This window comes from Streptomyces sp. NPDC057963 (genome assembly GCF_042887155.1).
In the GTDB taxonomy this organism is placed as follows: Bacteria; Actinomycetota; Actinomycetes; order Streptomycetales; family Streptomycetaceae; genus Streptomyces.
This window is the reverse complement of the sequence record NZ_JBHVPX010000004.1, coordinates 40,109-52,341: the sequence shown is the minus strand read 5'-3', so window position 1 is coordinate 52,341 and position 12,233 is coordinate 40,109. Positions and strand designations below refer to the sequence as shown.

The window sequence follows — 12,233 nt, the reverse complement described above, 5'->3', positions numbered from 1 at the left end:
CCTCTTGTCCGTTCGCTCGCTGCGCTCGCTCACGTCGTCCGTACCTCCTGGTCGTCCCCCGTCCACCCGGGGCCGAGACGAAGTCTCCCCCAGGCGTCGTCGTCCAGTGCCGCAAGGGCGTCGGCGTGCGCGCGGGCCGGAGGGGCGGTGAGGTCGCCGGGGACGGTGAGGACGGCGGCGGCCATGAGGTGGCCGTGGCGGACGCGGTCGCGTGCGGGGAGATCGCGGAGGGTGGCGGAGAGGAACCCGGCGGCGAAGGCGTCGCCGGCGCCGACGGGGGCGACGACGTCGACGTGGAGGGCGGGGACGGTGAGGACGGAGTCGGCCTCCGCGGAGGCCTGCCCGGCCCCTCCGGAGACATCACCGGCCTCTGCCGCGTTCGAGGAGCGGGGGCCGGGGCGGTGCCCCGAGAACACCGTCGCGCCGTCGGCCCCGCGCTTCACGACCAGCACCTCCGGCTCCGGCAGCACCGCGCGGATCGCCTCCGCGCCCTTCACCCCCCATGCCTCCTCCGCCTCGTCCTCGCCGACGAAGACCAGGTCGGAGCGGCGGGCCAGGTCGAGGAGGACTCCGGGAGCGGCGTCGGTGTCACGCCACAGGCCCGGCCGGAGGTTGACGTCGAAGGAGATCAGGGGGCGGTCGGGCCGGGGCGCGGTCAGGTCGCGGAGCAGGGCCAGGCAGTCGGCGGAGAGCGCCGCCGTGATGCCGGACAGATGCAGGACGCGGGCCGCGAACAGCACCTCGTACGGGACGTTGTCCGGGGACATCGCGGAGGCGGCGGACCCGGCCCGGTAGTACGCGACCTCGTGCACATCGGTGGCGCGGTCCGTCGCCGTACGGAAGTAGATCCCGGTGGGCCGCACCGGATCGCGCCGCACGGCGGAGGTGTCGACCCCGTACCCGGCGATCGCCTCGACGAGGTGGTCCCCGAACCCGTCCGCGCCGACCCGCCCGACCCAGGCCGCCCGGTGCCCGGCCGCGGCGAGAGCGCAGGCGACGTTGGACTCGGCGCCGCCGATGCCGCGGCCGAAGGAGGGCACGTCGGCGAGGCGTCCGGGCTGCGACGGCAGGAACGTCACCATGGACTCGCCGAGGCACACGACTTCGGCGGCCGTGTCGGCGTCGGCGGTCCTGGCCGGGGTTCCGGGCACTCGGGGCTCCTCGCGGGATCGGTGGGGTTCGGCGATGCGGGGCAGTGGTTCCGGGAGGAACGGCGCCGGCTGCCGGCATTGACCCGGCGTCGGCTCGGATGTTAGACAGCGTCAAGCGATATGCGCAATGAGTGTTGCATATGCTGCAACGAACACTTCGATCGAGGAGGCCCCCTTGGCCGCCGACCGTCCTGTGGCCGGACTTGCCGACGAGCTGGTCGACCACCGCTTCAAGGCGCTCCCGCCCGACGCGGAGGGCCTGACCGTCGGCGCCCTCGCCGCCGAGCGGCGCAATCTCTTCTCGGGCGGCTTCACCACCCCGGTGCTCGCCCTGTCCGCCGAGTCGGTCGAGCACAATCTCGCCCTTCTGGAGGCGTACGCGGAGCGCCACGGGCTCGCCTTCGCCCCGCACGGCAAGACCTCCATGTCCCCGCAGCTCTTCGCCCGCCAGCTGGCGCGCGGCGCCTGGGGCATCAGCGCGGCCGTGCCGCACCAGGCGCGGGTCTACCGGGCGTACGGAATCCGGCGGATCTTCCTCGCCAACGAGCTCGTCGACGCCGCGGCCCTGCGCTGGCTGGCCGGCGAGCTGGACCGCGACCCGGAGTTCCGGTTCGTCTGCTACGTCGACTCGGTGCGCGGCGTGGAGCTGATGGACGAGGCGCTGCGGGCGGCGGACGCCTCCCGCCCCGTGGACGTCGTCGTGGAGCTGGGCGCGGGCGACGGCGCGCGCACCGGTGTCCGCACCGGGGCGGAGTGCGCGGCGGTCGCCGACGCGGTGGCCGCGACCGGGACGCTGCGCCTGGTGGGCGTGGCCGGGTACGAGGGCGAGGTGCCGGATGCGTCCGACGAGCGGGTCCGGGAGTGGCTGGGCCGGCTCGTGGCGCTGGCCGTCGAGTTCGACCGCGCGCGCAGGTTCGCGGCGTCGGTGGCGGCCGGTGAGGGGATCGTGATCAGCGCGGGCGGCAGCGCGTGGTTCGACGCGGTGGCGGACGTGTTCGCCCGGATCCCGGAACTCTCCGGTCCGGTGCTCAAGCTGCTGCGCTCGGGGGCGTACGTCTCGCACGACGACGGCCACTACCGCCACATCACCCCGTTCAACCGCGTTCCGGAGGAGGGGGCGCTGCGGCCCGCCTTCCGGCTGTGGGCCCAGGTCGTCTCCCGCCCGACCCCCGAGCAGGCGTTCCTGAACGCGGGCAAGCGGGACGCGGCGTACGACCTCGACCTCCCGCAGGCCCAGGTCGTACGGTCCGGCCGCGACGGCACGGTCCGGCCCGCGACGGGCATCGCGGTCAGCAGGCTGTCGGACCAGCACACGTGGGTGCGTACGGAGCCGGGCACGGAGCTGGAGGTGGGCGACTGGGTGGGGATGGGCCTGTCGCATCCGTGCACGAGCTTCGACAAGTGGCAGCTGATCCCGCTGGTGGAGGCGGACGGCACGGTCACCGACTACATCCGCACGTTCTTCTGATCCTTCGCGGGTCGGGGAGCGAACACCCCTGAAAGGCGGGCCCCATGGACCTGGTCATCCGCAACGCACACGTCGTCGACGGCACCGGCGCCCCCGCCCGCCGCGCCGACGTGGCCATCGCCGACGGCCGGATCGCCGAGATCCACCCCGAACACGCCCCCGGCCCGCGCCCCTCCGCCCGCCGTACCCTCGACGCCGACGGGCTCGCCCTCTCCCCCGGCTTCGTCGACATGCACGCGCACAGCGATCTCGCGCTGCTGCGCGACCCCGACCACAGCGCCAAGGCCGCGCAGGGCGTCACGCTCGAAGTCCTCGGCCAGGACGGCCTGTCGTACGCCCCGGTCGACGACCGCACGCTCGCCGAGGTGCGGAAGACGATCACCGGCTGGAACGGCGACGGTGCGGACGTCGACTTCGACTGGCGCACGGTCGGCGAGTACCTGGACCGCCTCGACCGCAACTTCGGCGGGCAGGGCATCGCGGTCAACGCCGCCTACCTCATCCCCCAGGGCACGGTCCGGATGCACGCGATGGGCTGGGAGGACCGCCCGGCCACCGGCGCCGAGCTGGCCCGGATGAAGGAACTCGTCGCCCAGGGCATGACGGACGGCGCGGTCGGCATGTCCTCCGGCCTCACGTACACCCCCGGCATGTACGCGGACGACTCCGAACTCACCGAGCTGTGCCGGGTGGTGGCCCGGTACGGCGGCTACTACTGCCCGCACCACCGCTCGTACGGGGCGGGCGCGCTCGGCGCGTACGAGGAGATGGTGCGGCTCACCAGGAACGCGGGGTGCGCCCTCCACCTCGCCCACGCCACCATGAACTTCGGTGTGAACAAGGGCAGGGCGCCCGAGCTTCTCGCCCTGCTCGACGCCGCCCTGGACGCGGGCGCGGACATCTCCCTCGACACCTACCCGTACACCCCCGGCTGCACCACCCTCGTCGCGATGCTGCCGAGCTGGGCGGGCGAGGGCGGGCCCGGGTCGGTCCTCACGCGTCTGGCGGACGACGCGACGGCGGAGCGGATCCGGCACCACATGGAGGTGCTGGGCTCGGACGGCTGCCACGGCGTGCCCATCGAGTGGGACACGATCGAGATCTCGGGCGTCAGCACGCCCGGCCTCGCCGGCCATGTCGGCCGTACGGTGGCGGAGTCCGCCCGCCTGCGCGGCGAGGCGCCCTGGGTGACCGCCCGCCGGCTGCTCGTCGAGGACCGGCTCGGCTCCACGATCCTCCAGCACGTGGGCCACGAGGAGAACGTCCGGCGGATCATGCGCCACCGGGTGCACACCGGCGGCAGCGACGGCATCCTCCAGGGCGACAAACCGCATCCGCGCGCGTACGGCACGTTCCCGCAGTATCTCGGCAGGTACGTGCGGGAGTTGGGCATCCTGTCGCTGGAGGAGTGCGTCGCCCACCTCACCTCCCGCCCCGCGCGGCGGCTGCGGCTGGCCGACCGGGGATACGTCCGCGAGGGCTACCGCGCGGATCTGGTCCTCTTCGACCCGGCGACGGTGGCGGCGGGATCGACGTTCGAGGAACCTCGTACGCTGCCGGTCGGCATCCCGCACGTGCTGATCGACGGCCGCTTCGTCATCGAGGACGGCCGCCGGACGCAGGTACTGGCGGGAAAGGCGGTACGGGGCGGCGCGGCACGGGCGGGGCAGGGCGCCGGCGCTCTGCCGGAGCAGGCGCCCGGCCACAGGTGATCGGCCTGAGCCGACACGCGGCCAGGTGATCCGCCGGAGCCGACGCCCGGCCACAGGCAAACCGCCGGAGCCGGAGCCCGCACCCGCGCCCGCGCCCCCGGAGCGCTCGCCGTCCCGAGCCCGAGGCGCCCGCCTCGTGCCGTCACCCTTCAAGTCCCGCCCGCGGGAAGCCGGTTGCGACCGGGCGGGCGTCCGCCCGGACTCCGAGCGGCGGCAGGGCCGCGGGGGCGCGGCCGGAGGAGCCCTACGCCGGGTCCCGGTCCTGCGCCGCCCGCTCCTTCGCCCAGGCCAGGTCCTCCTCGGTCGGGGCGTCGTCCTGGGTGAGGCGCGCCCGCCAGTAGCCGCTGAACTCCACGGCGGCCCTGGGCAGTCCGCGCTCCTCGACCAGGTGGCGGCGCAGGGCCCGTACCGCCCCGGCCTCGCCGGCCAGCCATGCCGCGCCGGATCCGGCGGGCAGCGCGGCGCCCCGCACCGTGTCCGCCAGCGTCTCGCCCCGGTCCCGGTGCGCCCAGTGCACGGTCACCTCGCCGGGCGAGGCCAGCACCTGCTCCTCCGCCTCGTCGGCGACCTCGGCGCAGACCACCGCCCGCCGCCCGGCCGGGAGGGATTCCAGGAGCGTCCCGATCGCCGGGAGCGCCGTCTCGTCCCCGGCCAGCAGCAGCCAGTCGGCGCCGGGCAGCGGCCGGGCGTACACCGACGACGGGCCGACCATGCCGAGGACGTCCCCGGGGCGCGCGTCCCGGCCCCAGCGGGCGGCCGGTCCTCCGTCGCCGTGGAGCACGAAGTCGACGGTCATCAGACCGAGCCGGCGGTCGTACCCGCGGACGGTGAAGCTCCGCATCAGCGGACGCTCCGGCTCGGGGATCGCGAGGTACGCCTCGTACCACCGCATGCCGTGGGCGTCGTCGGCGTCGGGCTCCGGCAGCCGGGGCACCCCCTGCCCCGCCCTGGGGAAGCAGAGCTTCATCTGCTGGTCCGGCCGGTCCTCCATGAGCTCCGCCAGCGCGTCCCCGGCGAAGGCGACGCGCGCCGTCCTCGGGGTGATCCGCTCCACCTCCACGACCCGTACGTACGACACAGGCAACGCCCGACCCATCGCGGCCCCACTCTCTGCGACTGATACTTTATGCCATAAGGAATTGCCTGGGCGAAGTTACTTTATGGCGTAAGGAGTCGCAAGTGGTGGTCTTTGCCGGACAGGGCGATGCCCGCCGTTCGATGTCCCTGCTGTGGCGTGCCGAGCGGCCGGAGCCGCCGCGCCGCGGCCCCGCGCCGGGCCCCAGGCCGGGGTTGAGCGTCGACGCGATCGTGACCGCCGCGATCGCCGTCGCGGACGAGGAGGGCATGGCCGCGCTCTCGATGCGCGCGGTGGGCGAGCGGCTGGGGCGTACGGCGATGGCCCTCTACACGTACGTCCCCGGCAAGAGCGAGCTGCTGGACCTGATGTACGACGCGGTCCACGCCGAGCTGCCCGCGGAGTACGCCGATGCCGGCAACTGGCGTACCGGGCTGACCGATTGGGCGCACCACACGCTGGCGTTCCACCTCCGCCACCCCTGGGTGCTCCAGGTCTCCCAGGCCCGCCCGGTCCTCGGCCCGCACGAGTACGCCGCCCTGGACACCCTCGTACGCCTCCTGACCGGAACCGGGCTCGACGCCCGGCTCCTGCGGCGACTGGTCGGCGCGCTGTCCCACTTCGTCCGCGGCTGCGCCGGGACGGTCGCCGAGGCACGGCAGGCGGCGTCGGTGACCGGCGAGTCGGACGAGGAGTGGTGGTTCGCCCGCTCGGCGCTGCTGGGCGAGGTGGCGCCCGACTTCGCGGACCGCTACCCGGGCCTGATCGCCATGGAGCGCGCGTCCGCTCCGCCGCCGCCCTCACCCGCCCCCGGCGACGAAGCGCTGCCGTATCTGGAACGCGAGGCGCGGGAGACGTTCACCGCCGGACTCGACGTGCTGCTCGACGGGATCGACGCGGCGATCCGCCGCACGGGCGGGCGGTGAACCCACGAGCGCGTCGCCGCCGCGTCGCCCGGTCGGGCATCGCGGCGGCGACGGGATCACGCGGTCACGGCTTGGGCAGGACGCAGCCGGGCCGGTTGAGGTCGAACTTGTTGCCGGTGCCGATGCACGGCACGATGCCGTAGGTCTCCTGGGCGTAGTTGATGCCCTGGCGCACCGTCACCTTGCCGCTCTCGTCGACCTCGCACGGATTGTTGTCCGTGCACTGCTGGCCGTCCTCGTTGCCGGTGTTGTTGACGGCGACGACCTTGCCGGTTGCGTTGTCGATCACCGGGGAGCCGGACGTTCCGCCGATGGTCTGGCAGGCGGAGGTGTAGCGGACCGAGTCCTTCCAGGTCCACTCGCCCTCCTTGAGGCGGTAGACGAAACCGTCCACATTGCAGGCGTACGTGCGCTTCCAGTAGCCGGAGACGACCGTGATCGCGCTGCCCTGGACGGGGTGCGCGGTGTTGAGCTCCAGCGCCTTGATGCCGTAGGTGCTCTCGATCTGCGCGTAGGTGCGGGTGAGTTCGTACACCGATATGTCGGTGTCGGTCATCGTCCCGTACGCGATCTTGCTCGCCCGCAGGGTGCCGACACCGCTGCCCGCGGCGTTCAGCAGGGTGAAGCTACGGGTGGACGGCTGGTTGAACACCACCTCGCCCGGCCCCGGGAACCCCGACTCCATGCAGTGCCCGTTGGAGAGCACGAGCGCGGGGTCGGACGGCTGGGAGTCGGGCGTACGGACGACGGAGCCGGAACAGTTGCTGAGCGCGACGGTCCCGGCGAAGTTGACCGCCTTGGGCTTGATCTGCGCCTTGACCGTGCCGGCCGTCGCCGCGTCGTGGCCGGCGGCCGCGGTCGCGGGTGCGATTCCCGCCCCGAGGAGCAGAACGGTGAAAAGCGCGCCGACGAGAGGCTTCTTCATGTGGGGGTCCCCTCTAGTGACCTGTGCAGGGTCCGAGTGGCCCCTGCGACCGAAGTTCCTTCGGTTTTGACATGCGCATGTTGGCGCACCAGAGGGGCCCCCACAAGGGGCGGTTTCAAGCCACCCCGTACCGGACGGCCCGGCACCGGCCGTCCGGTACCGGGCCGCCGGGGCTCAGGACATGGCCCGCTCCACCGGGATCCGCGGTTCCGCTTCGGCCTCTCCCGCGTCCGGCGACAGCCGGGTGCGCAGGATCTCGGGTCCGGGCCTGCTCCGGTAGGGGTTGGACGGGGCCGATGCCGTGCACGGCCCGGTTCAACTGCTCCAGCACCCCGGTCTCCTTCCCTTGCGGGCATCAGGTGAGGAAGCACGCACCCTGCCGGACCCGACACCCTGTGCCCGGATCGGTCGGGCCGGGTGCGGCCGGCCGCTTCCCCGGCCTGCGATCGACCGGCGACGGCAACGGCTTTCGGCATCAGCCGCTCCCCGGCTCCGCTCGCGCCCGCGCCCGCGCCTTGAGCACGTCGTAGCCGACGAAGTCGAACATCCGCATCCCCTCGGCCAGTTGGTCCGGCTCGCCGGTGAAGCGGTGCACGCCGACGCCGAACCCCGCGTCCGGTTCGGACAGCCACCGGCGCTCGAAACCGCGCTCCTCGAACCAGCCGCAGATCAGCGGAACCCGGTCCGGCGCGGCGCGGTTCCGGGTCCAGATGACCGTGCCGCCGCTCGCGCACAGCTGGGTGCAGGTGCCGACGGTGTGCTCGATGTCCTCGTCGGTGATGTTGCCGAACACCCCGCAGACCAGCACGAGATCCGCGGGCGCCGTACCGCGGTAGTGGTCGGTGAGCGCGGCGTCGCCCGTCACGACGTCCACCTGATCGAGTCCGGCCGCCCTCGCCGACTCCTGGGCGAAGGCGGTGTTCCGCGGGTCGAGCTCCACCAGGAGCGCGCGCACATCGTCCCGGCGGGGGTGGTCGGCGAGCACCTCGATCAGGTCGCGCCCCTGACCGGCGCACACGCTGATCACCCGGAGCGGGCCCGGCGGCGCGGCGTCGAGGGCCGCCCGGATCCGGGCGGCGACCGCCCGCAGCCTGCCGGTCGGCCACGAGCCGGGGAGGTCGTACCGATCGTGCCAGGTCTGCCGGTCCATGGCGGGACCGTACGTTCGCGAGGCACCGCCGGCCACCGGTTATACGGCCCGTTGTACAGCCGGGACGGCCCTCGCCGACGATGACAGAATGCCCGCCATGACTGATGCCGCGAAGGGCCCCGCGAGCTATTTCCCGTCGATCGAGAAGAAGTACGGCCGTGCGACAGCGGAGTGGCAGGAGCTCATCCGCTCCTCGCCGCTGACCAGGCACATGGAGATCGTCAGCTGGCTCAAGTCCGAGCACGGCCTGGGGCACGGGCACGCCAACGCCCTGGTCGCGCACACGCTTGCCGAGGACAAGGGCGAGTAGCGCGCGGCTCCCGCCCGCCAGGGGCGCGGCCGCTCGGCGTCGGCAGGGGGCCGGCAACGAGCCGCTGCCCCCTCTACCCGGCCCTGCTGAAGCGCCTCCTCGCGGACGGGCCGGGCAACGGGAGCACGACCGGCGTGGTCGACTGCTGGTCCGACGACCCACCCGGTTGCGTACGGTCGGCGCATGACATCCGACCGCGAAGCCGATCACAGCCGACGCACCACCGTCTCCCCCGGTCCCGACCTCGACGCCTATCTCGCCCGCATCGGCTGGACGGGGGAGCGCCGGCCGACCGCGGAGGTCCTGCGCTCCGTGCACCGCGCCCACGCGGTGGGCATCCCGTTCGAGAACCTGGACCCCGTCCTCGGCACCGTCCCCTCGCTCGCCGTGGCGGACCTGGAGGCCAAGCTCGTACGGGGCGGGCGCGGCGGGTACTGCTACGAGCAGAACACCCTGCTCGCCGCCGCACTGAGAGCCCTCGGGTTCCGTATCACGCTGCTCTGCGGGCGGGTCGTGCTGGGGGCCGGGCCCGGGGACGTACGGCCGCGCACCCACATGCTGATGCTGGCCGAGGTGCCGGGCGAGCCGACCCCGTATCTGGCCGATGTCGGCTTCGGTGCCACCGGCTCGCTGCTGGAGCCGATCCCGCTGGTCGCGGACGCGGAACTGCACGACGCCCCGCGCCGCCACCGCCTCGTGAACACTCCGCACGACGGGCCGCTGGCGCAGTGGGAGCTCCAGTCGCACACCGCCGAAGGGGGGTGGGAGGCCCAGTACGCCTTCACGCTGGAACCCTTCGAGGCGCCGGACTTCGAGGTCATCAACTGGCACATGGCGACCAACCCGCGCTCCCCGTTCCAGCACCGGTTGTACGTCCAGCGCACCACAGCGGACGCCCACCTGTCGCTGACCGGCCGCACGCTCAGGGTCACGGCGAACGACGGCACCCGCACGGAACGGGAGCTGACGGACGGCGCCGAGGTGCTCCGGGTGCTGGCGGCCGACTTCGGCATCCGCCTTCCCCGGGACACCCGGCTGCCGGAGTGACGGAAGCCGGACCGTCGGACACTGCGTGGGCGCGGACATCCATTCCGCCTTCCGTGCCCGCATGTCCCTCGGTCAGGCCGCGTGCGCTTCGAACCGGAGGGAGCCGAGATCACGGCCGGGCGTGAGGCGTACATCGGCATCCAGGGCGGCCGCGAGACTCCTGAGGAGTGGGAGCGTCGGCGCTGTTCCGCCCTCCTCGATGCACTCGATGCCGTCCTCCCCCATGCCGGTACGCCCGGCCGGCTCGGCCACGCCGAACCCAAGCGCGGTTCGGCGGTCGTAGAGAGCTCTGCCGAAGGCCAGGGCCTCCCGAACGGCAATCCGTTCCGGATCGTCCGTCCGGACAGGTGAGGCAACCCAGCGGCTGCGCTGTCCGGCCGACGAGCCCCTGTGCCACGCCCTCACGCCCCGAACACCCCCCGCGCCGTGGCGCATCTCACCCGTCCGTGTCCGTCACGTCGCCGTTCCGGCCCATTCCAAGCCCCGCCCCCGTCCCCGCCCGGCGTTCCCACGGTCCGGGGTGGTGGGTGCATGGGGATGGAAGCCGGGGCGGGGCGCCGGGGGCACCCGGGTGGGGCAACCGGAGGGCAAAGGCCGGGCGGCTCGTGAAACGCGGTCGTAAGCTCCCAGACATGCAGGTCATCCAGTCCACGAAGCTCGCCAATGTCTGTTACGAAATCCGGGGCCCCGTGCTCGAAGAGGCGATGCGGCTGGAAGCGGCCGGCCATCGCATCCTCAAGCTGAACACCGGCAACCCTGCCGCGTTCGGGTTCGAGTGCCCGCCCGAGATCCTCGAAGACATACTGCGCAACCTCGCCGGTGCGCACGGCTACGGCGACGCGAAGGGGCTGCTGTCCGCGCGGCGGGCGGTGATGCAGCACTACCAGACCAAGGGGATCGATCTCGACGTCGAGGACATCTACCTGGGCAACGGCGTCTCCGAGCTGATCCAGATGTCGATGCAGGCGCTGCTCGACGACGGCGACGAGGTCCTGGTACCGGCTCCGGACTATCCGCTGTGGACCGCCTCGGTCTCGCTGGCCGGCGGTACGGCCGTGCACTACCGGTGCGACGAGCAGGCCGACTGGATGCCCGACCTCGCCGACATCGAGCGGAAGATCACCGACCGCACCAAGGCGATCGTGATCATCAACCCGAACAACCCGACGGGTGCGGTCTACGACGACGAGATGCTGCGCGGGCTGACGGAGATCGCCCGGCGCCACCATCTGGTCGTCTGCTCCGACGAGATCTACGACCGGATCCTGTACGACGGAGCGACCCACACCCCGGCCGCGACGATCGCGCCCGACCTGATGGTGCTCACCTTCAACGGGCTCTCCAAGAACTACCGGGTGGCGGGATACCGCTCGGGGTGGCTGGCGGTCTGCGGGCCGAAGGCGCACGCGTCCTCGTACATCGAGGGGCTGACGATCCTCGCCAACATGCGGCTCTGCGCCAACATGCCGTCGCAGCACGCCGTGGCCACCGCGCTCGGCGGGCGGCAGTCGATCACCGACCTGGTGCTGCCGGGCGGGCGGATCCTGGAGCAGCGGGACGTCGCGTACGACCTGCTCACGCAGATTCCGGGCGTGACCTGCGTGAAGCCGAAGGGGGCGCTGTACCTCTTCCCGCGTCTCGACCCCAAGGTCTACAAGATCAAGGACGACCGGCAGATGGTCCTCGATCTGCTGCGGGCCGAGAAGATCATGGTCGTGCACGGTACGGGGTTCAACTGGCCGGAGCCCGATCACTTCCGCGTCGTCACGCTGCCCTCCGCCGAGGATCTGACGGACGCGGTGACCCGGATCGCGCACTTCCTGGACGGGTACGGCCAGCCGTAGCGGGGCGGGCGGCCGGTCGGCCCCTTGAATCGATCGCGGAGAATCGATCACGGAGAATCGATCGCAGACAACTTTAGACTAAATCCAATGTAGGATGGTTCCACTGCAACACCAGGAGGCCATCCATGTACGAACCGATCCGCACCAAATCGGTCCACACACCGGCCGACCACGCCGACGACTTCCCGCACCGCTCCCGTGAGGAAGAGCTGGACATCCAGCTCGCCGGGCACCTGGCCGCACTCCTCGCGGTCACCGACGAGCTGGACCTCGGCGCGGCGGGCGACCGCATCGCCGAGCAGGTGGCCAGGCTGCGCGGCGCGCCGCCCGCCCGGCACGCCGGCCGGACCGACGCACCCGCACTCGCGCTCCACCGCCGCGCCCACGCCCTCGCGGGCCGCGCACTGGTGGTGGCCGCGTCCCGCGCCGACACCGCCGTCGCGATTCTCGCGGCCGAGCGCATGGACGCCCACACGGCGGCGATCGCCGCCCCCGCCGCCCCGTCACGACTGGTCGGCGCCCTCTGACGGCCCCGGTCCACGGGCCGTCGAGGCGCGTGGACCGGGTGCCACCCATCCGGACCCGGACCCCGGCCCGGACCCCGAGACGGGACGCCGCAGCCGCC

The 12,233-nt window shown here is 72.8% G+C and carries 12 protein-coding genes and 1 pseudogene; 7 read left to right on the top strand and 6 right to left on the bottom strand.

Annotated features, from left to right (window positions below):
• Positions 1-29: 29 nt before the first annotated feature.
• Positions 30-1,151 (bottom strand): sugar kinase, encoded by a 1,122-nt coding sequence (locus ACFVT1_RS10530; protein ID WP_389794137.1) that lies wholly within the window; start codon positions 1,149-1,151, stop codon positions 30-32.
• 127 nt (positions 1,152-1,278) lie between these two features.
• Here ACFVT1_RS10530 and ACFVT1_RS10525 point away from each other — a divergent pair, with 127 nt between their 5' ends.
• Positions 1,279-2,619, top strand: coding sequence for an alanine racemase (locus tag ACFVT1_RS10525; RefSeq protein ID WP_389794136.1), 1,341 nt, complete (start codon positions 1,279-1,281; stop codon positions 2,617-2,619).
• Positions 2,620-2,663: 44 nt separating this feature from the next.
• The gene (locus tag ACFVT1_RS10520; protein WP_389794135.1) at positions 2,664-4,331 is read left to right on the top strand and encodes an amidohydrolase family protein; all 1,668 of its coding nucleotides are present in this window, start codon (positions 2,664-2,666) and stop codon (positions 4,329-4,331) included.
• Positions 4,332-4,575: 244 nt separating this feature from the next.
• Here the strand turns inward: ACFVT1_RS10520 and ACFVT1_RS10515 are convergent, their stop codons facing one another.
• Positions 4,576-5,427 (bottom strand): siderophore-interacting protein, encoded by an 852-nt coding sequence (locus tag ACFVT1_RS10515; RefSeq protein ID WP_389794134.1) that lies wholly within the window; start codon positions 5,425-5,427, stop codon positions 4,576-4,578.
• A gap of 83 nt (positions 5,428-5,510) precedes the next feature.
• Here ACFVT1_RS10515 and ACFVT1_RS10510 point away from each other — a divergent pair, with 83 nt between their 5' ends.
• The gene (locus tag ACFVT1_RS10510) at positions 5,511-6,332 is read left to right on the top strand and encodes a TetR/AcrR family transcriptional regulator C-terminal domain-containing protein (protein ID WP_389794133.1); all 822 of its coding nucleotides are present in this window, start codon (positions 5,511-5,513) and stop codon (positions 6,330-6,332) included.
• Positions 6,333-6,396: 64 nt separating this feature from the next.
• On the opposite strand, the gene ACFVT1_RS10505 is transcribed toward ACFVT1_RS10510, so the two are convergent.
• From ACFVT1_RS10505 to ACFVT1_RS10495, 3 genes and pseudogenes are all read right to left on the bottom strand, one after another.
• Complete coding sequence (locus tag ACFVT1_RS10505; RefSeq protein WP_389794132.1) at positions 6,397-7,257, bottom strand: serine protease; 861 nt, start codon at positions 7,255-7,257, stop codon at positions 6,397-6,399.
• Between the two features lie 174 nt (positions 7,258-7,431).
• A pseudogene (locus ACFVT1_RS10500) lies at positions 7,432-7,548 on the bottom strand (AraC family transcriptional regulator); the annotation flags it as partial.
• 184 nt (positions 7,549-7,732) lie between these two features.
• Positions 7,733-8,407, bottom strand: a complete 675-nt coding sequence (locus ACFVT1_RS10495) for a class I SAM-dependent methyltransferase (protein WP_389794131.1) — start codon at positions 8,405-8,407, stop codon at positions 7,733-7,735.
• A 97-nt stretch (positions 8,408-8,504) separates the two neighbouring features.
• Between ACFVT1_RS10495 and ACFVT1_RS10490 the strand changes: the two genes are divergently transcribed.
• Complete coding sequence (locus tag ACFVT1_RS10490) at positions 8,505-8,717, top strand: DUF4287 domain-containing protein (protein WP_389794130.1); 213 nt, start codon at positions 8,505-8,507, stop codon at positions 8,715-8,717.
• 183 nt (positions 8,718-8,900) lie between these two features.
• Positions 8,901-9,764, top strand: coding sequence for an arylamine N-acetyltransferase (locus tag ACFVT1_RS10485; protein ID WP_389794129.1), 864 nt, complete (start codon positions 8,901-8,903; stop codon positions 9,762-9,764).
• 72 nt (positions 9,765-9,836) lie between these two features.
• Here ACFVT1_RS10485 and ACFVT1_RS10480 read toward each other — a convergent pair whose 3' ends face one another.
• The gene (locus ACFVT1_RS10480) at positions 9,837-10,199 is read right to left on the bottom strand and encodes a helix-turn-helix domain-containing protein (protein WP_389794128.1); all 363 of its coding nucleotides are present in this window, start codon (positions 10,197-10,199) and stop codon (positions 9,837-9,839) included.
• Between the two features lie 197 nt (positions 10,200-10,396).
• Between ACFVT1_RS10480 and ACFVT1_RS10475 the strand changes: the two genes are divergently transcribed.
• Both ACFVT1_RS10475 and ACFVT1_RS10470 read left to right on the top strand, forming a co-directional pair.
• Positions 10,397-11,608, top strand: a complete 1,212-nt coding sequence (locus ACFVT1_RS10475) for a pyridoxal phosphate-dependent aminotransferase (protein ID WP_389794127.1) — start codon at positions 10,397-10,399, stop codon at positions 11,606-11,608.
• Positions 11,609-11,733: 125 nt separating this feature from the next.
• The gene (locus ACFVT1_RS10470) at positions 11,734-12,135 is read left to right on the top strand and encodes a hypothetical protein (RefSeq protein ID WP_362206897.1); all 402 of its coding nucleotides are present in this window, start codon (positions 11,734-11,736) and stop codon (positions 12,133-12,135) included.
• Positions 12,136-12,233: the final 98 nt, after the last annotated feature.